Origin of the sequence: Hymenobacter negativus, from assembly GCF_017571495.1 — a bacterium.
Lineage (GTDB): Bacteria > Bacteroidota > Bacteroidia > Cytophagales > Hymenobacteraceae > Hymenobacter > Hymenobacter negativus.
Genome location: NZ_JAGETZ010000013.1, coordinates 67974 through 92703, shown reverse-complemented (window position 1 = coordinate 92703; position 24730 = coordinate 67974). Strand labels below are relative to the sequence as shown.

18 protein-coding genes are annotated in these 24730 nt (G+C 57.1%); 5 read left to right on the top strand and 13 right to left on the bottom strand.

Annotated features, from left to right (window positions below; translation table 11 throughout):
• Window positions 1-64: 64 nt before the first annotated feature.
• The 4 genes from J4E00_RS22445 to purH all read right to left on the bottom strand — a co-directional run bounded on the left by J4E00_RS22445 (window position 65) and on the right by purH (window position 4615).
• Window positions 65-592, bottom strand: coding sequence for a hypothetical protein (locus tag J4E00_RS22445; RefSeq protein WP_208177522.1), 528 nt, complete (start codon window positions 590-592; stop codon window positions 65-67).
• Window positions 589-1527, bottom strand: coding sequence for a rod shape-determining protein MreC (gene mreC, locus J4E00_RS22440; RefSeq protein ID WP_208177521.1), 939 nt, complete (start codon window positions 1525-1527; stop codon window positions 589-591). The genes J4E00_RS22445 and mreC overlap by 4 nt, the downstream gene beginning before the upstream one ends.
• 152 nt (window positions 1528-1679) lie before the next feature.
• Window positions 1680-2705, bottom strand: a complete 1026-nt coding sequence (locus J4E00_RS22435) for a rod shape-determining protein (RefSeq protein WP_208177625.1) — start codon at window positions 2703-2705, stop codon at window positions 1680-1682.
• A gap of 374 nt (window positions 2706-3079) precedes the next feature.
• The gene (gene purH, locus J4E00_RS22430; protein ID WP_208177520.1) at window positions 3080-4615 is read right to left on the bottom strand and encodes a bifunctional phosphoribosylaminoimidazolecarboxamide formyltransferase/IMP cyclohydrolase; all 1536 of its coding nucleotides are present in this window, start codon (window positions 4613-4615) and stop codon (window positions 3080-3082) included.
• A 194-nt stretch (window positions 4616-4809) separates the two neighbouring features.
• Here purH and J4E00_RS22425 point away from each other — a divergent pair, with 194 nt between their 5' ends.
• Genes J4E00_RS22425 through J4E00_RS22415 form a run of 3 tightly spaced genes read left to right on the top strand, consistent with a single transcriptional unit; the run spans window position 4810 to window position 7385 of the window.
• Window positions 4810-6018 carry an acyl-CoA dehydrogenase family protein gene (locus J4E00_RS22425; RefSeq protein WP_208177519.1) on the top strand — a complete coding sequence of 403 codons (1209 nt, stop codon included), beginning with the start codon at window positions 4810-4812 and terminating at the stop codon, window positions 6016-6018.
• Window positions 6019-6036: 18 nt separating this feature from the next.
• Entirely contained in the window at window positions 6037-6792 is a 756-nt protein-coding gene (locus J4E00_RS22420) for a PIG-L deacetylase family protein (RefSeq protein ID WP_208177518.1), read from the top strand.
• A complete protein-coding gene (locus J4E00_RS22415) occupies window positions 6789-7385 on the top strand; it encodes a class I SAM-dependent DNA methyltransferase (protein ID WP_208177517.1) in 597 nt (198 codons plus the stop codon). Before J4E00_RS22420 ends, J4E00_RS22415 begins: the two co-directional genes overlap by 4 nt.
• On the opposite strand, the gene J4E00_RS22410 is transcribed toward J4E00_RS22415, so the two are convergent.
• The 6 genes from J4E00_RS22410 to J4E00_RS22385 all read right to left on the bottom strand — a co-directional run bounded on the left by J4E00_RS22410 (window position 7336) and on the right by J4E00_RS22385 (window position 15550).
• Complete coding sequence (locus J4E00_RS22410) at window positions 7336-8643, bottom strand: glycosyltransferase (protein WP_208177516.1); 1308 nt, start codon at window positions 8641-8643, stop codon at window positions 7336-7338. The two genes, J4E00_RS22415 and J4E00_RS22410, sit on opposite strands and share 50 nt — an antisense overlap.
• A 135-nt stretch (window positions 8644-8778) precedes the next feature.
• The gene (locus J4E00_RS22405) at window positions 8779-11241 is read right to left on the bottom strand and encodes a carbohydrate-binding protein (RefSeq protein ID WP_208177515.1); all 2463 of its coding nucleotides are present in this window, start codon (window positions 11239-11241) and stop codon (window positions 8779-8781) included.
• Window positions 11242-11319: 78 nt separating this feature from the next.
• On the bottom strand, window positions 11320-12753 hold the full coding sequence (locus J4E00_RS22400) for a carbohydrate-binding protein (RefSeq protein WP_208177514.1): 1434 nt from the start codon (window positions 12751-12753) through the stop codon (window positions 11320-11322).
• A gap of 633 nt (window positions 12754-13386) precedes the next feature.
• Window positions 13387-14643, bottom strand: coding sequence for a BamA/TamA family outer membrane protein (locus J4E00_RS22395; RefSeq protein ID WP_208177513.1), 1257 nt, complete (start codon window positions 14641-14643; stop codon window positions 13387-13389).
• Window positions 14644-14770: 127 nt separating this feature from the next.
• A complete protein-coding gene (locus J4E00_RS22390) occupies window positions 14771-15091 on the bottom strand; it encodes a (2Fe-2S) ferredoxin domain-containing protein (protein WP_208177512.1) in 321 nt (106 codons plus the stop codon).
• A 69-nt stretch (window positions 15092-15160) separates the two neighbouring features.
• Entirely contained in the window at window positions 15161-15550 is a 390-nt protein-coding gene (locus J4E00_RS22385; RefSeq protein WP_208177511.1) for an ArsR/SmtB family transcription factor, read from the bottom strand.
• A 100-nt stretch (window positions 15551-15650) separates the two neighbouring features.
• On the opposite strand from J4E00_RS22385, the gene J4E00_RS22380 reads away from it, so the two are divergent.
• Both J4E00_RS22380 and J4E00_RS22375 read left to right on the top strand, forming a co-directional pair.
• Entirely contained in the window at window positions 15651-16343 is a 693-nt protein-coding gene (locus tag J4E00_RS22380) for a carboxypeptidase-like regulatory domain-containing protein (protein WP_208177510.1), read from the top strand.
• A 218-nt stretch (window positions 16344-16561) separates the two neighbouring features.
• On the top strand, window positions 16562-17941 hold the full coding sequence (locus tag J4E00_RS22375) for an NAD(P)/FAD-dependent oxidoreductase (RefSeq protein WP_208177509.1): 1380 nt from the start codon (window positions 16562-16564) through the stop codon (window positions 17939-17941).
• 124 nt (window positions 17942-18065) lie between these two features.
• Here the strand turns inward: J4E00_RS22375 and J4E00_RS22370 are convergent, their stop codons facing one another.
• The 3 genes from J4E00_RS22370 to porU form a co-directional block, all read right to left on the bottom strand.
• Window positions 18066-19367 carry a M16 family metallopeptidase gene (locus J4E00_RS22370; protein ID WP_208177508.1) on the bottom strand — a complete coding sequence of 434 codons (1302 nt, stop codon included), beginning with the start codon at window positions 19365-19367 and terminating at the stop codon, window positions 18066-18068.
• A 68-nt stretch (window positions 19368-19435) separates the two neighbouring features.
• On the bottom strand, window positions 19436-20671 hold the full coding sequence (gene porV, locus J4E00_RS22365; protein WP_208177507.1) for a type IX secretion system outer membrane channel protein PorV: 1236 nt from the start codon (window positions 20669-20671) through the stop codon (window positions 19436-19438).
• Window positions 20672-20720: 49 nt separating this feature from the next.
• Window positions 20721-24716, bottom strand: a complete 3996-nt coding sequence (gene porU / locus J4E00_RS22360; protein ID WP_208177506.1) for a type IX secretion system sortase PorU — start codon at window positions 24714-24716, stop codon at window positions 20721-20723.
• Window positions 24717-24730 lie beyond the last annotated feature (14 nt).

The following is a 24730-nucleotide window of genomic DNA, read 5'->3' as shown; positions in this document are numbered from 1 at the left end:
GGTAGAGATGCTTCGGTTACGCTCAGCATGACGTGCTAATTGATAGGCATAACAAAATCAACTTCTAATTTCTCCCCCTCCGCACCGGAAAAAACAGCAGCTGCACAATTAACAGCGCAAGGCTGGTAAAGAGTGCACTTACCAGAACTTTACCCAGCGTGATGCCGAAATGCAGGAAACTGCCCAGCTCCAGCAGGAAGAATGCCGTGTGGTGCAGCAGCACCAGCAGCGAGAGGTACACCGTGAACCATTGCCAGCCCATCTGGTGAACGTTCACGGTATCGGCACTGTCGTAACCATCACGCGGGGTAAGCAGACGCAGTACCCACGGCCGCAGGAAGCCCAGCAATACCGCCGCCGCCGCGTGCAGCCCCCCGGTATCGTAGAAAATATCCATCGTGAGCCCCATGGCAAACGACAACAGCAGCTGGACCACAATGGGCGTATTGATGGGCAAAAACAACAGGAAGCCCAGGTAGAAAAAGCACCAGCCCAAGTCGAATAGCACCAGTCGGCTAATCAGCAGCACGTGCACGCCCGCATACAGGCCGAAGCGCAACACCTGAATCAGGATAAATCGTAGTCCGCTCATGGATGCTCTCCTCCTTTCGGCTGAATGCCCGTGTGCACTTCCAGGGTATCGCGCTCGGACCGGCCGCGGTTGGTCACCACATACACGTAGGTCAGATTCGCAAAATTGACGCCCAGCTTCACCCGGATGGTCCAGAAATTCTTGTCCGGCTCCTTCACAAAAGAATCGATGGTGCCCACGAAAATGCCTTCCGGAAATACCGCGTTGTAGCCGGAGGTCACGATGGTGTCGCCTTTCACGAGCTTGGTTTCGCGCAGCACGTTGTCGAGCAAGGCATGGGTTGGGTCATCGCCCAGCCACCGGATGGTACCGAACGTGTTATCGCGCTTGATTTTGGATGCGATGCGGGTCTGTGAGTGTAGCAGGCTGTACACGGTGGCGTAATGTTCGCTCACCACTTTCACGCGGCCCACCACCCCGTCGGCCCCCACCACGCCCAAGCCCGGCTGCACACCATTGGCGCGACCCACGTTCAATGTGATGTAGTTATCCACATTATAGAGCGCACTGTTGATAACTCGGGCCGGAATAAGTGGATAACTAGGGTCGCGAGCAGCCAACCGCTGCTGTCCGAGCAGCAAAGTATCGGGCTTGGCGGCGGGCCGCAAGTAGCGCACCCGCCGGAGTGAGTCAGTTCGGGCCGGTGGAATGGCCACCGAATCGGCTTCGCGCCGGGTGGTATCGGGCAGGTAAAGCTGCTGGCGCAGGCCCGCATTTTCAACGGCCAGCTGCTGGTTGACCTCGGCCAGATGGAAGTAATCAGCTATCTGAGTACGGCGGGCCAGCACCACGCCGGCATACGCATTGGCCGAATGAAAAAACGCCGCCCGCTGATAAGAGTTATTGGTAACGAACAGATAAAGGCTGAAAACTTCCAACAAGCTAAATACCAGCGCCCCGCGAAAGCGAAATAAGAAAAGAAACAGGTTCCGCACGGGTGGTAATTAATTATTTAGAAGAACGGCAACTAACAGAACGTCATGCTGAGCGTAGCCAAAGCATCTCACGGGCAACAGTAATTAATTACTCTCGCGGTAGATATTCTTCGGCTACGCTCAGCATGACGCGCTGGTGTTTCGTTCTGTAATTAAGTCAGCAGCACGCCTTTAAATGCTTGGATGTCTTTAATGGCCTTGCCGGTACCACGCACTACGGCGCGCAACGGGTCTTCGGCAATGTGAATGGGCAGTTTGGTTTTAGCAGCCAAGCGCTTGTCGAGGCCGCGTAGCAGCGCACCGCCGCCGGTGAGATGAATGCCGTTTTCGTAAATGTCGGCCGACAGCTCGGGCGGGGAGATTTCGAGGGCTTTCAGTACGGCTTCCTCAATTTTGGCCACCGACTTATCGAGTGCAATGGCGATTTCGGAGAAAGTCACTTTGATAACCTTCGGAATGCCCGTCATCAGGTCGCGTCCGCGCACTTCATGGTCGGGCGGCGGCACGTCGAGCTCGGTGAGAGCGGCGCCTACTTCAATCTTGATACGCTCAGCCGAGCGCTCGCCGATGAGCAGGTTGTGCTGCCGGCGCATGTAGTCGAGGATGTCTTGGTTGAAAACGTCGCCGGCGGTTTTAATCGACTGGTCGCACACAATGCCCGATAGGGCGATAACGGCAATTTCCGTCGTGCCACCTCCGATATCGATAATCATTGAGCCCACAGGCTGCTCCACATCAATGCCGATGCCGATGGCGGCAGCCATGGGCTCCTGAATCATCCAGACTTCCTTGGCTCCGGCGTGCTCGGCGGAATCCCGCACAGCACGTTTCTCCACTTCGGTAATGCCCGACGGAATGCAGATGACCATGCGGTGTGAGGGCTGAAACAGGCGATTGCGCGTGTCAATCATCTTAATCATGCCCTTAATCATTTCCTCAGCGGCGTGGAAATCGGCAATTACCCCGTCCTTCAGTGGGCGGATGGTACGGATGTTGTCGTGCGTCTTTTCATGCATCTGCTGAGCCTGGCGGCCCACGGCGATGACTTTATTGGTGGTACGGTCTTTGGCGATAATGCTCGGCTCATCCACCACGATTTTGTCGTTGTGAATGATGAGCGTATTGGCCGTGCCCAGGTCGATGGCAATGTCGCTGGTCAGGAAATTAAAGAAACCCATTGAGTTAGCGGCGATAAGGCGGAGCCCGGTTTTAGGGCCGGGCAGAATAATGCGCAAAGGTACGGAAGGTTTGTGCGGGCTTTGTGCACGGAGTTATGGCATTTGTGGAAATACCGGCGTGTCATTGCGGGATAAAGCCGAAGCAATCCGTCCTTATTAAAACCATATCCTTTCTAACGCAACAAGCCCCGGCACTGTACAGCACCGGGGCTTGGGTATTTTTAATTATCCCAAGTTGCTCTGTCACCGCTAAGCGGCCTTTTTCCTTAGCCACTCATTTCTACAAACCAGCCGCTGCTAAGTAGCTAGTCTGCAACTTGAGGTAGTTAAGGTTATTGATGACGAGATAACCTCTTGTTATACTGAAGGAATGCTTAGTGCTTGAAGTGCCGCACCCCCGTCAGCACCATTGCCATGCCCAGGTCGTCACAGGCTTTGATGCTGTCGCCGTCTTTGATGGAGCCGCCGGGCTGTACCACGGCGCGGATGCCGGCGGCACCAGCAATTTCCACGCAGTCGGGGAAGGGGAAGAAAGCATCAGATGCCATTACGGCACCGTGCAGGTCGAAGCCGAAGCTGCCAGCCTTCTCAATGGCCTGGCGCAGGGCATCAACGCGGCTGGTCTGGCCAACGCCGGAGGCCAGAAGCTGGCCGGCACGGGCCAGCACGATGGTGTTACTCTTGGTGTGCTTGCAGATTTTGGCGGCGAATACGAGGGCCTCCGTCTCCTCGGCAGTAGGAGCCGATTGGGTGACGGTGCGGAAATCAGTGGCCGTTTCGGTCTGGCGGTCGGCATCCTGCTCGATGATGCCGTTGAGCAGGGTTTTGATTTGCTTCTTCGGAAACGCCACTGGCTTTTGCAGTAGCAGAATCCGGTTTTTCTTGCTCTGGAGCACAGGCAGCGCATCGGCAGCAAAGCCGGGCGCAATCAGCACTTCGAAGAACAGTTGATTCAGCTCGGCCGCCGTAGCCGCGTCAACTTCCTTGTTCACAACGATGACGCCTCCAAAGGCAGAGGTTGGGTCGCAGCTCAGGGCATTCACGTAGGCGTCGCGCAGGGTGCTGGCCTGGGCTACGCCGCAGGCATTGGTGTGCTTGAGGATAGCGCAGGCGGGCGCGCCGTCGGTGAACTCGGCCATGAGGGCCACGGCGGCGTCCACGTCTACCAGGTTATTGTAGCTCAGCTGCTTGCCATGGAGCTGGTCGAACAGTGCCGTGAGGTCGCCGTAGAAGGTACCGGCCTGATGGGGGTTCTCGCCGTAGCGCAGTGGTGTGGCGGGCTGAGCACTGACGCGCAGGACGCCACCATCCACGGCCGTGCCCTGGCTCATGTACTTGAAAATTTCGGTATCGTAGTGCGAGGTGGTAGCGAAGGCAGCGGCTGCGTAGTAGCGGCGGTCTTCGATATCGGTGCCGCCGTTTTTGGCGGTCAGTAGCTCGGTCACGGCGGCGTACTGGTCGCGGCTGCTTACCACCAACACGTCGCGGTAGTTTTTGGCAGCGGCGCGCAGCAGGGAGATGCCACCAATGTCTATTTTCTCGATGACGTCGGCCTCTTCAGCACCGCTGGCGACAGTTTCTTCAAAAGGATACAAGTCGACCACTACCAGGTCGATGGGTGGAATGGCGTGGTACTCGGCCTCGGCCAGGTCAGCCACGTCGTGGCGGCGGTGCAGAATCCCACCGAACACCTTGGGGTGCAGGGTTTTCACGCGGCCACCAAACACTTCGGGGAAGCCCGTCAGGTCTTCTACGGCGGTTACTTCGGCGCCTTCATCTTCCAGAAATTTCTGGGTGCCGCCGGTGGAGTACAGCGTCACGCCGTGCTGCCGCAATACCTGCACCAACGGCGCGAGACGGTCTTTATGATACACGGAGAGCAACGCAGCACGAATGGGACGAGACGACATAAAAGTTGAGTTTTTGCAGGAAAAAACGAAGCACTATTGCCGCCGCAAAGGTACGCCTGCTGTTTGGCGAGGTCCCAATAGAAACATGGTTGAATTTTTATTCTACCCAAAACCGGCAGCAAATCAATAAAAATGAACACTGAACCGCCTTCTGAAGTATAGCTAGCTCCCCCTGCACCTTTCCCAATTCCGGTATGTCGGCTGATTTCCTGCCCCTGCTCCATTCGCCTGAAACCAGCCCAGTCCACGCCGAGCCCAACCATGCAGTGCCGCTGCAAATTGTGCCCACTACCCCTGCGCAGGCAGAAGCAGCCGCAGCTCAACTAGCTCCACGCCTGTTCGCAGAAGCAGGTGAAACGGATGTGGAGAGCGGCTTTCCGACCCAGGAATTTGATTGGCTGCACGAGGCAGGGCTACTCACCGCTACCCTGCCGGCCGGGCTGGGTGGCGCTGGCCTTGATACGCCAGCCGCTACGCTGCCGCTGCTGCGGGTTTTGCAGCACATCGGGCGTGGCAATTTGTCGGTGGGCCGTGTGTTTGAGGGACACCTGAATGCGCTGCTGCTCATCCAGCAGTTGGGTAGCGCGGACCAGGCAGCACGCTACGCGGCCGATGCCCGGGCCGGGCTGCTATTTGGTGTTTGGAACACGGAAAATCCAACCGATGGCGTGCACCTGGAAGCCCTACCAAATGGCCGCTATCGCCTGCGCGGGGCCAAAACCTTTGCTTCCGGCGCGGGGCATCTGGCGCGGCCGCTTATCACCGGGGCACTGCCTGAAGGCCGGGGGTGGCAGCTGTTTGTACTGCCAGCCGATGCGCAGCCACCGGTACTGGACCGTTCCTTCTGGCGGCCGTTGGGAATGCGGGCTACGGCCAGCTTCCGAGCCGATTTGACGGGACTGGAAATTGGGCCCGAAGACCTTATTGGCTCCCCCAACGCGTACTATCAGCAACCAGCGTTTAGTGGTGGGGCCATCCGGTTTGCAGCTGTGCAGCTAGGTGGTGCTGAAGCCGTTTTTGAGGAAACCCGCCACTTTCTGCGCTCCCTCGGCCGCACCGATGACCCCTACCAGCGCCAGCGGCTGGGCGAAATGGCCATCATGCTGGAAAGTGGCCGGCAGTGGGTGCGTGGTGCTGCCGAACACGCCGCTCGTGTCGGCGCTGGTACTACCGAAGGAGCCGAAGCTACCGTAGCTTACACCAACATGATGCGTACGGCAATCGAAAAAATATGCCTCGATATGCTCCAGCTAGCCGAACGTTGCGTGGGGGCCCGCGGCTTGCTCCAGCCCCTACCCTTCGAGCGCCTGCACCGCGACCTGACCCACTACCTGCGTCAGCCGGCACCCGACGGCGCCCTGGCCGACGTGGGCCGCTTCGTACTCGACGGCAAGAATTTCTAACTTTTGCCCCTTTCTACTTTGCCTGACACAACCCTGCCTTTTGCCGATTACCCACTGCGGCCATCCATCTTTGCCGCAGCTTTGGGCGCTACCGTCGTCATTGCCCCCCACCCCGATGATGAGGCGCTGGGGTGCGGCGGGCTGCTGGCGCTGCTCCACCAGGTAGGCCAGCCAGTGGCGGCAGTTTTGGTGAGCGACGGGAGCATGTCACACCCCAAATCTGTGCTTTTTTCAACGCCGGCACGGCAGGCGGTGCGAACGGGTGAGTTCCGGCATGCGCTCACTATTCTTGGTGCCGACCAAACCGAGCCGCTGCTATTAGGCCTTCCCGATGGCCGGGTACCCGGCCAGGCCCAGGAGCCCGGCTTTCTGGAAGCGGTGGCTCAGCTTCGTCGGTTTCTGGAACGGCATCAGGCAGCTACCGTGCTGGTGCCCTGGCGGCGCGACCCTCACCCCGACCATCGCGCGACCAGCCAGCTGGTAGCGGCAGCTTTACTAGAAATGACGCAGCCACCGCGCCGCCTGGAGTATGTGGTATGGGCTTGGGAACGGGCCGCCCCCGCAGACTTGCCCACACCAACGGATGGTGTGCGTGGATTCCGCGTGGATGTAAGTGCCGTAGCGGCACAGAAGCAACGGGCCATTGCGGCGCACCGCTCGCAGGTGGCGCCCGGCGTTTTCACCGATGACCCGAGCGGCTTTCTGTTGTCAGAAGAAATGCTCGCGCACTTCGCTGGGCCGTATGAAGTCTTTTTTGAAGCCGCTGATTTATGAACGAGAACCAGCCCAACTCCCTCCCGCCGGAATATTTTGACCACGTTTATCAGGCCAACCGCGACCCGTGGGATTTTGAAACCAGCCCCTACGAGCGGGAAAAATACGCGGCTACGTTGGCAGCATTGCCACGGCCGCACTACGCCCAAGCATTCGAGATTGGCTGCTCGCTCGGCGTGCTCACGGCGCAACTGGCACCACGGTGCGACCACTTGCTAGCGGTGGATGTAAGCGAAGCCGCACTGGCGCAGGCGCGGGCCCGATGCGCGGAACTGCCCCAGGTAGACATCAAGCTACTGCGTGTGCCAGAAGAATTTCCGGCCCAGCAGTTCGATTTGGTGCTGGTTTCTGAAGTGGGGTATTACTGGTCGCCAATTGACCTGGCCCGTGCTACCGAACAAATCTTGAACAGCCTGACGCCTGACGGCCAGTTATTGCTGGTGCACTGGACGCCGCCAGTCCATGATTACCCCCTGACCGGCGACGAAGTGCACGAGTTTTTCCTAGCCAAAGCTGCTGCTGATGGTCCCCTGCGGCACCTCGCTACGCAACGGCACGCCACCTATCGGCTCGACTTGCTGGAAAAGCGCTAGCTGACAGGCCAATGGCTACTTCTTTCGGCCTGCCCTGCTTTTCGTACTGTTTAATGAGTTCCGGCAATTCCCGCAGGGCCAGTGATAAAGGCATGATGCTAACCGCTGGGACATGACCTTTTTTCACCAGCCAATCCCACAGCCTTCCAAACGTAGTGGCCCGGCGCATACGGGCCAGCAGCACCCCGGCGGGCAGCTCCAACTGGGCAGCCAGCAGGTTGGATTGAAGCTCTGACTGGCTGGCCCAGTAAGCGCGCAGCTGTCGGCGCAGTTGCCAGACTGCTGCCAACTGGCTGGGATTGGCGACTTGCGGCTCGCGCTGCTGCTGGCTCATGTGCAGCCACTCGCGCAGCTGCCACGAGAGGCCTACTTCCACCCGGCCATCGCGGCGGGCAGAGGTGAGCACCTGCACTTCCGGACTGTGGCGCAAACCCAAATCGTGGCGTATCAGGGCCTGGCACAAGGCTTCATCTTCCAAAAAACGAACTTCGGGCAGGCCACCCACCTGACGGTAGGCTCGGGCCGTGAGGGCCAGGCTGGCCCCGAAATGCTGATGGTGCCGCGGCCAGGGGTCAATAGGCGTGGGGTCAATAAGGTCTTCGAGGCGGGCGCAGAGCTGGCGGTAGGCGGCGTCACGCGCTTGAATGCGGCGCAGGGGCTGCAAGGCACGACCCGTCATTTCGGTGAGGATACGGCCACCCACGGCATCAGCTCCGGCCAGAATTTCGGCTTGGATGGCCGCTAGCCAGGTCGGCGCTACGCAGGTGTCGGCATCGGTGCTGGCGATGATGCCAGCGGGGCGGCCCACCCGCTCCAATCGGGCGCAGGCTTCGTCCATGAGCAGGCGGCGCGCCCGGCCCACATGGGCTTTGGCGGCAGGCAGGCACAATTCGGCTACGTGTAGCACAAGCTGCGGAAACCGCTGGGCCTGCTGGCGCACCACGGCGGCGGTGTAGTCGGTGCAATTGTTGGCGAGAACAATGACCTCGAAACTGCTACTGAGCAGCAGCCGGCCAGCTAAAGTGGTTTGAGCAGCCAGGGCAGCCAGCGTAGCTGGTAGCGCGGACACCTCATTCTTGGCCGGGATGATGACGCTGACCAGCAGCTCGGGGCGCGGTGGTGGCAGCTGCTGATGCAACAACGAGGCATAACGGCCCCGGCTTGGTGATTCCGTCAATGCCGAAGCGGATGGAGAAATCAGGGTGGTATCGGTGGCCTCGTGGGCGGCCAGGAAACGGGCGGGAGTAGCGTGGTTCACGGCCCAGTTTACGCCGCTCTGGCCTAAAGGATAAGGCCCAGCTTACTATTCAAGGGCTAAAATCAGTATTTCACTGACTTTCAACTCCTGAAAAATAAGCTGGGCCACCTGGGCAATTTTGGCCTTACTCGGCCATTATTTAATGAAGCGTTTCATGGTCTGGATGTTGCCTTCGGTAGTTACCCGAATGGTGTAGATGCCAGGTTTCAGCGCCGAAACATTTACACCATTGGAGCTGACGGTGCCATTAGCTACGGTCCGGCCCCAGTGGTCTATAATCTGAAACGGACTGCCCGACAACTCTTGTGCCGAGCGCAGCAGCAACTGGTCCACAACGGGGTTTGGGTAGAGTTCGATGGCGCTGGCAACAGGCGCCGCATCAGCTGCTTCGGCTGCGGAAGCCACACGGGCAGCGCCCTGCTTGGTGATGCGGACCCAGTTGAGGTTGTAGCCGCTGGTCTGAGCGTAGATGCCGAAGTTGTAAGTCCCGGCATTTACCGTAACGGTTTTCGAGACGGTGGTCCAGGTCTGCCAGCCGCCAGTGGCCGGGATGTTCGTATTGCCCAGCTGAATGGCGCCCGCGTTCAAATCCGCCGAAATGGTGCCGCCGCTGGACTCGCTGGCTACGCGGTACTCGATGGTATAGGTGCCGGTGGTGGGGAAACTGATGGCGTTCCAGACCAGGTAGTCGCCGGCATCGACGAAGCCCATGTCCTGCCCGCCGCCCGTATCCGAGCAGGCTTCCACCGTCATACCGTTGTTCACGTTGGCTGCTTCAGCTTCCAGCTGCTGGCTGAAAGCGGCCGAGGCCGTTTGCACCCGCAGTGAAGTGGCTTTGTCGTTCCAATTGCCTGTCCCGAGCGGATTGTTCACTAAGCAGCTATTGCTGGCCGTAACGGTAAGCGTGTTTCCAGTAAAGTTGTCGTTCTCATACACAACCACTTGGTAGCCACCGTTCACAGTTAGTGAGGAGATGTCGTCGTTGAGAATGCCCCGAGCCTGTAGCGCTGCCAGATTGTAGTCGCCCACGGGCAGGCCTACGGCCGTGCCGGCGTAGTTGCAGTCCTTATACACGGTGGCCACGCCACTAGACGGTGCGGGCGCAGTGCCCGAAATATTGAACGTACCCAACGAGCCGTAATCAGAATAGCCATCCGTGGCCGGATTGCCGGAACTGGTGCCGTCAATCTGGAGGTAGTAGGTGCCCGCGCCCAGGCTCACGCTGAACGAGACGTTGAGGTTGCCACCACCCGCAGTATCGTAGGTGCCAATTTGCCCGCCGCTGCTATTGAAAAGGCGCGCCACAATGTCGAGGTCGCCGTAGCGGCTCACGGTGTTTACGTTCAGGCTTACGGTCCCGCCGCCGGTGCTGAAGGTGAAATAATCCTGGTCGGAAGTGCGCTCAATAATGCCGCCACCCGACAGGCTGGTACCGTTGCGGCCCAGCGCGGTAGCACCGGCAGTACTATTGCTGTGGTCGTCGTTGCGGTAACCCACGTTGTAGGTCGTCCCCGACATAATAGCTAAGTCATCTTGCTGATTATTAGCCGAATTATACTCACCCCGGCTCCAGTGCGTAACGGGTTTGTAGTAGCCCGCCCCCATGATGGGTGCCCAGGCACCGGCATTATCCTGGCCGGTGTAATAGCCCTCGTTGGGGCTGATGCGGCCGTCGTGGCTCAGGCCCAGCGTATGGCCCACTTCGTGCGAAGCCGCCTCCCCACCCGATTTCGGGTCTGACATGAACACCCAGCAAGGCGTGTCATCGTTGGTTTTGAAGGACGTGACATAGGCTACCCCGCCGGCACCCGGCGCAATGGTACTGCCGCTACCCGGTGATATCACGCAACGCATGCGCATGTTTTTGGGGTAGGTATTGAATACGTTCTCATCGGTGGTCACGTTGATGCTGAACGGGCGAAAATCCTCGCTTACCAACTCCCACATGGCCTGCACATTGGCATCGGTCATGTTTGGCGAGGCTGCATTGTAGGCATTGCCGTTGTTCCAACCGGTGCCGGCGGGTAAGCTATATCCGTCGCAGTCGAGCATTACGCAGCCGCGGGCGCCGGGAAAGCTCTGGAGCGACACCACAGCAGCACGGGCAGCACCGTTGGTGGCCTGCACCGGACTCTGGTAGCCCACCGGCTTGTTGTAGTCCACGCACACCACCTTATCAATGTCCACGGGCTGCACGGAAACGTTGCCCTGGCCATCGGCCGAGTAGCGGTAGGCCTGCCGGGTTTTGCGCAGGATAATGTTGCCTTCCACCGTTTTGTCTTCGATGCGAAGCAGGAACGAAGACCCGGGCACGCCCTGGATTTCGCCCACTACATACTCGCCCGTTTTGGTTAAATCTTCACGGTAATTGACCTGGCCGGTAAACGCCTGACTAGCCGCTACACGCAGCGTTACGGTAGGTGTAGTGCGCCGGGCGGCACCGGTAGCTACTTGGTTTTCGAGCTGTTGCACCAACGCCTGCGCCGTGCCCAGGGCATAGCCACCAGGGCCGGATAGCCGCTGGCTTTGGGCTTGCACACTGTTTAGGCCCCCGAGTAGCAGGGCCGCGCTCAACCCAGCTGAATAAAATGTTTTCATGCGTTTTGGAAGGGAAAGGAGTGAAAATGGTTGAAGCTAAAAAAAGAGGAGCAGGCTGCGCCCGCTCCTCTTTTCACGTTATTGCTTGCTGAAGCGGCTCACCACCGTAGGCTGGTCTTTGGCCGCTATTGTCAGGGTGTACAGACCTGCTTTGAGGGCCGAGACGTCCACGGTTTCGCCGCGGTAGGTGCCCCGCCACACCTCACGGCCTTCCACACTCCGGATGCAGACCTCGCCACCCAGAAACTCCGGCTTGGCCTCCAGCGTCAGCCGGTCGACGACGGGGTTCGGGTAGACGCTCATGGTCGGTTTACCGTCAGCTGCGGCCGAGGTAGCCAAGGCCGAGCGGGCCCCGACTTTGGTAATGCGGACCCAGTTGAGGTTGTAGCCGCCGGTCTGGGCATATACGCCAAAGTTGTAAGTACCAGCATTTACCGTGACGGTTTTTGAGACGGTGGTCCAGTTCTGCCAGCCGCCGGTGGCCGGGATGGCCGTGCTGCCCAACTGAATGGAACCCGCATTCAAATCCGAAGAGATAGTGCCGCCATTAGCGCCACTGGCCACACGGTACTCGATGTTATAGGTGCCGGTGGTGGGGAAATTGATGGCGTTCCAGACCAGGTAGTCGCCAGCGTCGATGTAGCCCATGTCCTGGCCGCCACCCGTATCCGAGCAGGCTTCTACAGTCATGCCGTTGTTTACGTTAGCAGCTTCGGCCTGCAGTGTGACGGAGGAGGAAGCGGGCGGGGTGTTAGTGAGCTGGTACACGCGCACGTAGTCGACCGACATGGTGGCGGGCAGCTTGCTTTCGTCCACGGTCTGGCCGGGCCAGTCGCCGGCCACGGCCATATTCAGCAGCAGGAAAAACGGCTTCTGAAACTCCTCAGTACCGCCGGTGCCGTTGGTAATGTTGATTTCATGGAACTTGTTGCCGTCCACAAACCAGCGGATGTAAGTCGGCGTCCATTCAATGCTGTAAACGTGGTAGGTATTGGCCGAAATAGCCGTGTTGCCACCGTATTGGGCATGGCCGTTGTTGTCCCAATGCACGGTGCCGTAGGTGCGGCTGTCGGCATTTACCTGCTCCATGATGTCGATTTCACCGCAAGAGGGCCAGCCCACCGTGTTAATGTTGCTGCCCAGCATCCAGAATGCAGGCCACAGCCCCTGCCCCAACGGCAGCTTGATACGGGCTTCCACTTTGCCGTAGGTAAACTGCCGCAGGCCCTGGGTTTTCAGCCGCGACGACGTGTAGGGCAGGCCGCCCACGCTCTGCTTGCGGGCCGTAATCTGGAGCTCACCGTTCACCACCGTGGCGTTGGCCGGCTGGTAATACTGCTTCTCGTTGTTGCCCCAGCCGCCGCCGCCGTTTTCAAATACCCAGCTGGAACTGATGCCGTTGGTGAATTCATCGGCCCAGACCTGCTGGTAAGTTTGGGCCCGGGCGGCCGTCGGGCTGCACAAGGCCAATACGGCCAAGGCACGCCAAAGCGTGGTAAAAAGCTTGTTCATCGAAGGTGGGTTTTAGTGAGGTTGGTATGAACGGACAGATGCGCTCTTCCGCGGCATCATCCCTGTTGCAGGCGCTACCAAACGGTGACCAGCTGCAGTCTGGTCAGCCGCTTCGAATGCCGGAAACCGGCGCGCAAAACCCTCAAAAAGGGTTCAAAGCGGAGAGCGGAACTGACCAAATATACCCACCTGGTTTTTTGAAACGCAAGCCCTAAAAACCACTTAGCCACAGCATAGCCGCATAGCTGCTACCCTCATATACACTTACGGCACACGCCATACGTAACGTGACAAGGCCTTTTGCACGCTGCTTTCGCATCCGTCTTCCAATTCTGCTAGCGGATAAAAAACAAGTGGTTTTTAGAGAAATAACAGCAAGTTTTTTCCTTCAATCTGAATCACCGGAATCGTTTGCAGAACTACTAGTAATATATTCCTGAAAAATCCTGCTTTGATTCTACTCCATACACAGCCTTTCTGCCGGGTTTCTCCAGACCAACCTGTACACAAAAAAGCTCCTCCGTTTCCGGAGGAGCTTCTACTATCAGAGTTACTCGTATCTGGGTACGCTAGCTGCCGGCCCCAATTCCATGCAGTGCGTTGCTGGGTCAGATTGGTTTACCTAGCCGAAGGCTAGAAAGCTTCGCCTATGGCAAACAGAATGCCCGGCGCACTGCCGGTACCGCCCGCGTAATCGAGGCGCAGATTCACCCGGTCGCGCCGGATAAAGTTGAAGCGGATACCCGCGCCACCGGCATACTTGGTGTCACCGATGTTGAATTTATCGATGTACTGATTCACGTTGCCCACACCGCCAAAGATGGCGCCATCAAACCGCCTCAGCCATTCGTTGTCGGAGTTGGGGAACAGCTTCTGGCGAAGCTCGGCCTGAAACATAATCATCTGCCTGTCGCGGAAACGCTGCTCGTAGATGCCACGCAATAGGTTGGCGTTATTGTAGAGTGTGCCGCCTAAGTTAGCGCCGATGCCGGCCAGCTCGCGAAACGGCACATCGCCGGTGTGGAACTGCCCAAGAAACTGCGCTGCCAGAATGGTGTTGTTGGACCCAATGGGTTGGAAGTGACGGGCATCGAGTTGGTAGCGCACAAAGCGGTAGTCGGAGCCCAGGCCCGTACCATTGAAAGTGGCTCCAAAGTCTAGCAGGTTGCCGTGGAAAGCCGCCAGCGGCACGTCGCGGGTATCATACGTGATAACTGGGCCGAGGCCGGAAATCTGGGTATTCTGCCGCTCGCGCTCCGTCATGCGCGGGTCGGTATAGAACACGCTGGTGGCGTTGTTGTCGGTATTGGTAGCGGGGCTGCTCACACCCGTGATTTTGGTGTAGCGGTATTGGGCGCCAAAAAACAGCTTTGGCGCAATCTGCTTCTGCAGCCGCTGGTTAATAATGAACAGCTTGTACTCTGTTTCTGACTCGTTGGCGCTGGCAGATTTTGCGCCCTTGCCATAGTAGTACAGCAGAATGTCGTAGGCGCTGATTTCACCGTTGAGGTAGAACTTTTCGCCCGGCGTGTACACCGTGTGCACTAGCTGAATAAGCGACTGTCCTTCGGTGGTAGTCCAGTACTGGACGCGGGCGTTGGACGGTCGGGTGAGGGTATCAGCCGAAAAACGGCCGCTCAACAAGCCGCCTAAGCCATAGCCCAGCCCAGTTTCGGCCTGGTAAAACAGCACCGGGATGGGCAGTAGCGTCAGCGTTTTGTTCTTACCAATCTGACCGAAGGACTGCGGCCCACGGGCTGGCATTCGGGTCGACAATGGCGCAAGGCCAGCGCCGGGAGTAGTGGAAGCGGAATCGGGAGGGGCAACCGGCGTAGCGGCGGCAGTGAAGGCCAGCCCGGTCAGAAGCAGGGCTGCAAGAGAAAAGCGCATGGAGCGGTGGGGTGAAAAGCAGATGAATTATCCTATCAACGGATTGCATCGCTTTACGGTTGGAATACGGACAGCCAACGGCAGGCAAATGGTGTTTCTCAGGTTGTGAATGCTTGCGTGCACTGACTTAATGGTCGATGCGCAGGCGCTTTATTACGTGGCCACGTCCAAGGTGCTCGGCTACTATTTCAGTAGCATCGCCAGGCCGCACGTTGCCATAAGCGGTGCCCTCCGGATATACAATGAGCGCCGCGCCAGCCCCTTTCTTACACTGCTTACACAAGTCAAGGCAGTTGCAGGTTTGCACCCGTACGCGCTGCTTCTCGCCTCCAGTGAGCAGCTTTTTCAACCCCTGAATCTTCAACTCTTTTTTCAGGGCTTTGGCCACGTCCTCGCCTACCCCAGATTTCTGGTTGGTGCACACAAACAGGCGGCGAACTTCACTCATGTGATGCGGAATATGAAACTGAACGTCATGCTAAGCATAGTCGACATTATTTATTAACCTAACAAACCCCTACACTGGTCCGTGCCAGTGGCGGTTTTGCAGCTTATACGCGGCCAGCTCGCGGTTCGACCACAGGGTTTGGTAAATCTGCTGGTCGTGCAGCAGCTGTGGGTCTTTCTCCATAAAGCCCAGCAACTGCTGGAGCAATTCGGCCGTCTCTTCCTTAAGCGAGTAGTACATCCAGTTGTCGAGCCGGCGCACGTTCACCAAACCTGCATTCTTCAAGTACGATAATTGCCGGCTGGTTTTGGTCTGGGTAAAGTCCAGCACTTGCTCCAGGTCAGCTACCACCATTTCCCGATTGCGCAGCAGCAAATGCAGGATGCGAACCCGGCTTTCATCACCCAATGATTTAAAAAGTTGCTGCCCAAAAGCAACCGTGAAATGTTTCAAGCGCATCTGCTGTCTGGGAATGGAAGTTTGCCCGTCCTACTTTCCGTCCAAAGTTACCATCGGCCCCGAACCCGGCGCCGTATATTTGTCTTCCTGCCCCTTGAACATGCCTGATTCTTTGCGCCTTCGTTGCTTTCCTCTGTTTTTCGCGCTGGCTATGCTAGGCGGGCTGTTGCTGGCGTCACCGGCCGCACACGCCCAGGGCAAGCGCAAAATTGTCCAGTTCACGGGCATTGTCGCCACCGGCGACAGCCTGCTGGGCGTGCCGGGCGCCACCATCTACGTGCCCAAGGCCGGCCGCGGCACCACCTCTAACGCCTACGGCTACTTCTCAATGGCCGTGCTGGCCGGCGACAGCATCGTGATTCGCTCGCTGGGCTACGCCAACCAAACCATCGTCATCCCCAAGGATTTCCAGCGCCTGAGCTACTCCGTCATCATCCAGTTGAAGGAAGATGCCACGGTACTACCTGAAGTACGCGTGTTCCCCTACACTACTGAGCGCGACTTCAAAAAAGCCTTCCTGGCCCTGCGCCTGCCCACCGAGCGCGGCAGCGCGGCAGCCGACAACCTGAACCAGGAACTCATGAACAAGATTTTCCGGACGCAGCCGATGGGCGCCGTGGCCAACTTCCGGCAAACCATGAGTACCCAGCAGTACGACTACGACCGCAAGATGGGCATTGCCCCCAACCAATACTCCAACAACCCCCTGCTCAACCCCTTCAGCTGGCTGCAGCTGATTCAGCAGGTGAAGAAAGGCGAGTTCAAAAAGAAGGCCAGCGACGACGATTACTAAGCACAGGCTTAGCGGCTTAGCCAGCTACCAGGAAAAGGTCGGCCCGCGAAGAGCCGACCTTTTTTATGCCCGCCTCGGTGCTGCCAGCCTGGTGCCGAAGCGACTGATAAATCGGCCTAATTAGCTCAACCACAAACACAAGTAATTCGAGCAAATAGCCAACCCGAAACCACAGAAATCTGTTTAATCAGTTGAAATCAACTCAATCTGTGGTCCCTATGGATACCAACCTTCCCGTTTCGGATAAGCCCCGTGTTGTCATTGTCGGCTGTGGTTTTGGTGGCCTGCGTTTGGCAAAAGCCCTGCGCCATGCACCTGTGCAAGTGGTCGTCGTCGACCGCAACAATTATCATAACTTCCAGCCGCTGCTCTACCAGGTAGCCACCGGAGCCCTGGAGGCAGACAGCATTGCGTACCCGATTCGGAAGATTTTCGCGGGCCAGACCAACTTTTTCTACCGCATGGCCGACGTGCAGCGCGTAGACCCTGCCACCAATATGCTGACAACCAGTGTAGGCGATATCAAATACGATTACCTGGTACTGGCCACCGGCTCGCTCACCAACTTCTTCGGTTTGGAAAGCATCGAGCGTAATGCGATGCAAATCAAGAGCATTCCCAATGCCCTGAATCTGCGCAGCTTCATTTTCCAGAATTTCGAAAAAGCCCTGCTTACCAGCGACCCGGTTGAAAAGCAGGCCTTGCTGAATATAGTGGTAGTAGGTGGAGGCCCCACCGGGGTAGAAATCAGCGGCTCACTGGCCGAAATGCGCAAGCACGTGCTGCCCAAAGACTACCCGGAACTCGACCTGCAAGCCATGCAGATTTTTCTGGTTGAAGCCGGTCCGGCCCTACTTGGGCCAATGTCGCCGGCTTCACAAGCCGATGCCAAACGCTATATGGATGAGTTGGGGGTAATGGTGAAACTCAATACGTCCATCAAGCGCTACGAGGACGGCAAAGCTTATTTCTCCGATACCGAGTTTATTCCAACTGAAAACCTGGTGTGGGCTGCCGGCGTGAACGGTGCCGAAGTGCCCGGCCTACCCGCCGAAGCCGTCACCCGCAACAAGCGCATCACGGTGAATAGCTGGAACTTGGTGCAGGGCCAGTCTAACATTTTCGCCATCGGCGACGTGGCCAACATGGTAACCGACGACATGCCCAAGGGGCTGCCCATGCTGGCGCCGGTGGCTCAACAGCACGCTGACCATCTCGCCAACAACCTCCAACGACTGCTGCGTGGCGAAACTCCCCGCGACTTCGTGTATAACAACAAGGGCTCAATGGCCATTGTGAGCCGCAACAAAGCTGTAGTGGACCTACCAAAGAACGTCCACTTCAACGGCTTTTTTGGATGGTTGACGTGGCTGTTTGTGCACCTGATGACGCTGGTAGGCTTCCGCAACAAAGTGGTAGCATTTGTGGACTGGGCCTTCAGTTACTTCAGCACCGACCAAGCCTTGCGGCTCATCATCCGGCCTTTCAGCCGCAAGGACATGAAGGACGACAAGGGTAAGAAAACGGCCGAGCATCGCACTGCCACGGCTGAGTATAATGCTACACCGCCGGCTATTCAGGCCCCGGTAGGCGGCTAACGATAAAGCAACTGCCATGCTGAGCAGCGCGAAGGACCTCGTCACGTTGGAACGATTTGTTTCAACGTGACGAGGTCCTTCGCGCTGCTCAGCATGGCAGCCTCAATTCAAACAAGCTGTAATACTACTCCCCTGCTGGCCCGGCAATGACAATTTGCATATCGGCCGGCGTGAGGTATTCCCGCGCCAACTCACGTAATGTCTCAGCACTGACCGATTCAGTTTGCTGCACAAATTGGGTGTAATAATCAGCTGGCAGGTCCAGAAAAATGATGTTTTTATATTTATCGCACTGCTCAAAAACAGTGGATAGCTCATTAGCAAATTTGCCCAGGATGTAGTTCTTCACCGTTTCCAGCTCTTCAGCTGGAATCAGTTCTTCCTGCAGTTGGCGAAGCTCTCCTTCAATCTCGCTCACCGCGAAGCCGGCGCTTTCGCCCTTCACATCGGTGCCGATAACAAGCGAGGTACCGAACTCACGCGGAGCTACGCTGGCGTAAATGCCATACGTCAGGCCCTTGTCTTCCCGGATATTACGCATTAGCCGCGAGCCAAAATAACCACCCAACACGCTCACCAGCAGCTTGAGGCGGTGAGTATCGGGGTGCTTAGGGCTGGGCCAGCGCCGCCCCATCCGAATAGAAGCCTGCAAGCTGCCGGCCACGGCCACACGGTCGGGGGTGGCGGTTGGCGCGGCTTCAGCTACTGGCACAACAGTATTGAGTGCAGGCGCGGTCATTGTGTCATTTCTAAAAGCTGCTGCTACCAGTTCCTGCTCAGCAGCAACATCTCCGCAGAGGAAAATCTCAGCGTTGCTGAATGCGTAGGCAGTCTGGTGGAAAGCCTGCGCTTCTTCAACCGTCAGGGCTTGGTAGGCGGCGCTATCGAAGGCTCGGCCGTAGGACGTATCGACCCCGAAGGTTAGCTCATTGAAGCGCTCGGAGGCTAAATAGCTGGTCTTTTTGCGCTCTACGCGTACGTTTTGAATGGTACGGGTTTTTAGCTGCTCCAACTCGGCCGCCGGGAAGGCAGGATTAGTTAGTACATCAAGCACCAGCGGCAGCAGCGTGGGCAAGTGGCGGGTAAGGCAATACAGCGTAAGCGTGGAGCGGTCGAAGCCAGCGTCGCATTCCAGCGAAGCACCGTAGAAAGCTACTTCGTCGGCAATCTGGCGGGCAGTGCGGGTGGTAGTGCCTTCCAGCAGCATGCGAGCCGTGAGGGAAGCCAGCCCTGGCTGGGACTCGGCTATTTTGCCGGCCCGGAACACCACTTGCAGGCGCACTACGGGCTGGGCATCGTTGGCCAGTGTATGGAGGCGGGCGCCGCCGGGCAGCACCTGCACATCGGCAGCGGGCAGTTCCACTCGGGCCAGCGGCTGCACGGGTGGGGCAATGGTACGGTCGAGCATGGAAGAAGCAGTAAGCATAAGCGGTAATAGCAAGCTCCCCTCCTCAACCGAGAAGGGGAGCTGTGGTGCAACTAAAAAAGGAGGCGTTAGTTTGAGGGAGTTTCGCCGCTGGTGCCGCCGGCACCGTTATCATCAAAGGCCTCCGACAATTTGTTAAAATTGAAGTGCAGTGACACCCGAATGGTTTGGGCCAGTGGGTTGGCCTGCGAGTTGTCGCCGGTAGGCACCAGGTAAGTACCATCGATGCCAAACACCTGGTAGCGCACGCCCAGGCCCAGGCTCACGTACTGACGTCCGCCTTTATCGGCTGCCTCGTAGAAATAGCCGCCCCGGGCATATAGCAGGTCGTTGTAGTTGTATTCCAGACCGGTAGAGAGATTAATCTCACGCAACTCCTCTTTAAAACCGCCGGGCGCGTCGCTAAACGAGTTAAATATGCCACTCACGATGCCCTGTCTGTTGCGACTGTCATTTGTGGCGTCTACCCGCGCTTTCTGAATGGGGTCGGCAGGGTTGTAGGGGTCCTCATAGTAGGGCGAGGGCACCAGCAGCTTGGTAGCGTCAAACACCAGCGAGATTTTGTTGTACTGGTCAATCTCACGCGTGATAGCCGTACCCAGCTTCAGGGTAGTAGGTAGGAAGCTCGGGCTCTCAACTTCGTTGTAGGTAATCTTGTTGCCGATATTGCTAATCGAGCCTCCCAGGGCCAGATTGTACAGCCCGGTTCCAATGGTTAAATCCTTAGAATAGTAAGCCCCTAAATCAACAGCAGCAGCATTGCCCGGCTTGGCGTCATTGCCGTTCACAGTGCCCACCAGGTTGGAGCGGATATAGCGTGCTGAGACACCGACCCCGAAGTTGTCAGTTAACTGCAGACCATAAGAAACTGTTATAGCGTACTCCTTGGGGTTGAAGGAGCCTTGGGGCAGGTTATTGCCATTGCGATAATCGATGGTACCCAGGTCGAAGTACATCAGCGAAGCACCAAAGGCTGAGCGCTGGCCCACCTTGCCATAGCCCGAGAGGTACGACAGGCTCATGTCGTCGGTGATGTTGCGTAACCAAGGCGAGTATGAGGCAGCTACCGAATACTTATACGGCACAAACCCAAGCTTACCCGGATTGAAATAGGCAGAATTGGCATCAGGTGATGTAGCTACTCCGGCTTCTCCCAGCGCCGACGCCCGCGCATCAGGACTAAGCGTCAGAATAGGCACCGCCGTAGTGATGGTGTGTTGCACAAGCTGGGCCTGGGCCGTAGCGGCCGTGGCCAGCAGGCCGGCAGTCAGCGCCAGGCGCGAACGGGAATTGGAAAGCTGCATAAGGGAGAAAAAAACGGCCATGCGCGGCCGAGGCGCAAATAAACGCGGATTAATTAAGGATGACGAGTTTTTCGTATTTCGATGCCACCGTATTGTTGCGCTGCGAGCGCACGCTCAAGCGGTACACGTATACGCCGCGAGCCAGTTGGTCGTCGTATTCGTCGCGGCCATTCCAGGTGATGCTCTTCTGGTGCGAGTCGGTAGTGGAAACAGTGGCGTTGAGGGTACGCACCAAGTGGCCGGCTACAGTGAAAATCTGAACCTGCACGTCGAGGTTATCGGGTACACCGTCGGCCTGGTTGTGGTCGAAGAGAAACGTAGTAGAGTTGGCAAATGGATTGGGGTAGTTCAGCACATGGTCGAGAGCCAGCTTTTCATCGTGGGCCACCATGAACTCAATTTCCTTCTCAGCCGAATTGTTGTAGGTGTCCCAGGCTTTCAGACGCAGCATGTGCGGACCGAGGGCCAAGTCTTTAAATAAGTTATTAACGCTGCCTGACGTGAAGTCGCCCACGTTCGACACATAGCTCTCGTTAAGCACCAACACCTTATTGGGGTCGTTATCGAGAGTCGCCGTGATGTCGTGACCAATGCCTGCACCCGTCGTATTGATACCGCTTTCGTCGCTGAGGTCGGCCAGCAGGGTTGAGTTCTGGGCCGTGAGACCGCCGAACACGAACGACCGGTTATCCATGAATAGGTTGATGCGCGGTGGAAGGCTATCAGCAAGCGCCCCGCCCATTGCTCCGCCCACCGCTTTCAGCTGGTAGCCATTCGCATCAACGACGTGACTAGCATCGGAAGCATAGAGACTGATTTTGCCCATCCCCCGCTTGTAGTTGATGTCTTTGGGCACTACAAAAGTCAGGAAGAACTCCCCATTCACAACGTTAGCCTGCCCGCCGTATATCACGCTTTCCTGAATAGTTACATCCTGCACAGCATCTACGGGTTCATTGCCAAGTGTACGAACTGTAGTGGGCTTGTCATAAATCGTGACCTGAGCCCGGCCGGTAAAGCTGGTGTTCAAAGCCCCACCATTCAGCACGCGGCCATGCAGGCGAATGCGAGCCAGTGCCTTGAAAGTGCTGGTCGTATCCCAACCAGTATTAGCAGGGTTGCGCTGCCGGATGCTATCCAGTATCACCGTTTGCTTCGAGTAAGCTAGCGTCATGCTGGGGTCAGCTAGCAGGGAATAGTTTCGATTGTTGATGCCGCCAGCTAAGTAATCATTCTTACTCAGCATTACCACGTATCCGATAGAAGGCATAATGCCGTTAATTGGATGCAACACCCGATTGAAATAGGCTTTAACCAACCCTGCATTGCTGGTGGCTTCTACCACGCGGGTTGTAGTGAAAAGACCCACTGCACCACCCGTTGTATTATCAGTGAGCACCTGCTCGCCAGCCGATACAAAGTCAGGATTATCGTATGTACTGAAATCGCAGGTGCCGGTCGTGAGAAACGTTAGATTATTGGGGTTGCGTAGTGCCATTACCGAGGCATTGGTCACAATTTGCTCATCAGCCAATCCTTTGGGACCACCGTGCCCGAGGTAATTCACAATAAGTGAGCCTTGCTCGATGGATTGGTCGATTGCCCGGTTGGCATCGGGTGAGCGCTGCCCTGCCGCTACCGAAATCTGGGGGTAGAGGTCCAAGTACACTTTATGAAGATTGTACACTGGCGCATCGTTTCCAATAATAGTTGCTAACGCATCAGAACCCAGTGCTGTGGGGCTATTATTAATGAACAAATTGGCATCGCCATCGTCAGCCATAAGAGTGATACGATTGCGCCATTTGCCAAATGATGTTGTCGCATCGTAACTGATAATCTTATCTACAATCTGCTGAGCCTGAGTAGCATCGCCAGGACTGCCCTTAGGAGTACGCACTGGCAGACGCCCCACTGCAATATCCATCAACTCATTGAGGCCACCTTCCACCCACTCACCCTCCGTATCGTCGAGTAGAGCATAGTAATCATCTGATGAGTAAGAAGCTCCCTGATAGAAAGCTGCCAGCGACTCGCGCGACTCATACGTGGGCACATAGTTCTGGTTAGCCGCATCAAAGTTGGCGTCGCTTTTGAACGGCACCCGGTTGCGCCACCATGTCGGCTCAGCTGATGCGTCATTATAAGGGTCAGATTTATAATCGAATGAGGCATCTCCGAACAGCAGCAGCGATAGATTTCGGTGAGAAGGTGTCCGATTGTCGCGGTCGTACAGCTGTTTCATAAAGTCGCGGATAGCCGTTACATCCTGTCCACCCGAACCGTATTCATTGTATACCTCCGTTGTAGTCACCACTTTCGTACGCAAATTGTCGTGACGGGTGCGGTAGTCAGCTAGCCGCTGTGCCTGCGCCTTGAATGCCGGATAGGTCACAATAATCAGGTCGAGCAACGCGCTGGAACTGCTATTTAAACTGTGGAGGTTCTGATTAGGCAGCGCCGTTTTCGTGAAGGCGCGTGGCGTCTTGAATGAGCCGGTAGGCTGAAAGGCCACATACTCCCGCAATGTGTCGGAAGTATCGATAAAGCTGCTATTGACAATTGAGCGGCCCATCGGGCGACGCGGGTCGGTTACGTCCCACACCACAGCACCGACCGGCAGACCAGTGAATGTAAACTGCTTGCGGGCTCCCGGCGCGATATTAGCCAGCGAGCGGAATTCCAGTTGGGAAGCAGCCAGTCGGAGCTGACGCTCGGCGTTGACCTCTAGATAGTCAAGATAGCCTGTCGCCCCAGGGTCACCGCTGTTCAGCGTCATGCCTACCCGCAAGTCGGTACCTGAGCCCAAAGTGGCAGATAATGTGCTCGTTTCAGTCTTAGCAATGGGATAATACGCTTGTGCGATTAGACCATTTTGGAATACGATGCTACCCAAAGGGGCACCGTTTAGTGTAAATTGATAACTGCTGCTTGTACTGGCACTGGCCAGTACCGAGGCCACCACCTTTACCTGGCTCCCTGACACCAAATCAGGAATAGTACCGAAGCCTATTTCCAATTGCCCATTGTTGCGGAACCCTTCACCAGCCCAGTTGCGGCCCGAGGTTAGCAGGTTTACCAAGTCGTACTCGTGGAAGTCACGGTAGGTAAACGTGCTGACATTGGCCGTAGCGCTGTTGGCAGTCAGCGGCGCGGTCGTGGTTACCCGTCGGCCGGCGGCGGCATCCACCTTCACAAAGTAATAGGTGGTATCAGTGTAGATATTGTTGCGGTGACGGAATACGCCACCTAGCGCTTCCCAGGTATGCGCACCAGGCGAGTAAAAAAGAAAGTATTCGTTGTCGTCGAAATTGCTATCTGCATTCCCTACAAACATGATATTGTTTTCCACCAAATCATCGGGGCGCTTGGTAGCATTGGGCTGGGGCAGAATCCCCATTGAGTTGCCGAAGACGTGCAGGTTATTGGGGTTCAAGCCTTGCAGGCTGACGCCCATGCTGCTTAAAGTTGTCTTGTCGAGTTTGTAGATACCGCTTTCGGCCACACCCATCTTATACCAGCTGCCTTGGTTCAGTACCGATTGGGAAGCATAGAAACGGGTGGAAGCTGTGCCACGCGCGGCAGTGCCAGAACTGGGCTCGTAGCTGTAGTCAAAGGACATCAGCCGTTCGGGCTGGCCGGTCTGGGGGTTGCGGCGCACGGGGCGTAGGCGCAAAAACGTCACCGGTCGCTTGGCCTCAATACCGGTTATCAGTTGAGGCTCGGGGTCGGCGGGCAGCTTGCTGGCATCGTACAGCCGGGCATCGGCCGCTGGAAAGACCTCATATTTTAGGCTGGTGAACTGTCCTTGGGCCGCAGCGCCCGATAAGCGCTGAGATATCCAACCTACCTGGTCGTTGAAAAGAGTGCTAGCATCAGCAGTGACGGGCACTTTTTGCTTGCGGCCGTTGGGATAGACCACCTCGCCATAACTGCCCCACTTAAGGTCGCGGTGGATGGTGGGCCCGTCGGGCTGGGCTTGTACCGGCCGAGCTGCCCCCAATAATAAGCCCGCGAACGCAACAAAGAGAAAAAAAGGACGCATACGCAAATTGTGTC

Coding starts and splice junctions, on each gene's coding strand:
- J4E00_RS22390 (WP_208177512.1), bottom strand. CDS start 15,091: ATGAGTGAAGTTCGCCGCCTGTTTGTGTGCACCAACCAGAAATCTGGG.
- J4E00_RS22380 (WP_208177510.1), top strand. CDS start 15,651: ATGCCTGATTCTTTGCGCCTTCGTTGCTTTCCTCTGTTTTTCGCGCTG.
- porU (WP_208177506.1), bottom strand. CDS start 24,716: ATGCGTCCTTTTTTTCTCTTTGTTGCGTTCGCGGGCTTATTATTGGGG.
- J4E00_RS22375 (WP_208177509.1), top strand. CDS start 16,562: ATGGATACCAACCTTCCCGTTTCGGATAAGCCCCGTGTTGTCATTGTC.
- J4E00_RS22435 (WP_208177625.1), bottom strand. CDS start 2,705: ATGGGTTTCTTTAATTTCCTGACCAGCGACATTGCCATCGACCTGGGC.
- J4E00_RS22370 (WP_208177508.1), bottom strand. CDS start 19,367: ATGCTTACTGCTTCTTCCATGCTCGACCGTACCATTGCCCCACCCGTG.
- J4E00_RS22425 (WP_208177519.1), top strand. CDS start 4,810: ATGTCGGCTGATTTCCTGCCCCTGCTCCATTCGCCTGAAACCAGCCCA.
- purH (WP_208177520.1), bottom strand. CDS start 4,615: ATGTCGTCTCGTCCCATTCGTGCTGCGTTGCTCTCCGTGTATCATAAA.
- J4E00_RS22445 (WP_208177522.1), bottom strand. CDS start 592: ATGAGCGGACTACGATTTATCCTGATTCAGGTGTTGCGCTTCGGCCTG.
- J4E00_RS22395 (WP_208177513.1), bottom strand. CDS start 14,643: ATGCGCTTTTCTCTTGCAGCCCTGCTTCTGACCGGGCTGGCCTTCACT.
- J4E00_RS22400 (WP_208177514.1), bottom strand. CDS start 12,753: ATGAACAAGCTTTTTACCACGCTTTGGCGTGCCTTGGCCGTATTGGCC.
- J4E00_RS22415 (WP_208177517.1), top strand. CDS start 6,789: ATGAACGAGAACCAGCCCAACTCCCTCCCGCCGGAATATTTTGACCAC.
- J4E00_RS22385 (WP_208177511.1), bottom strand. CDS start 15,550: ATGCGCTTGAAACATTTCACGGTTGCTTTTGGGCAGCAACTTTTTAAA.
- porV (WP_208177507.1), bottom strand. CDS start 20,671: ATGCAGCTTTCCAATTCCCGTTCGCGCCTGGCGCTGACTGCCGGCCTG.
- J4E00_RS22405 (WP_208177515.1), bottom strand. CDS start 11,241: ATGAAAACATTTTATTCAGCTGGGTTGAGCGCGGCCCTGCTACTCGGG.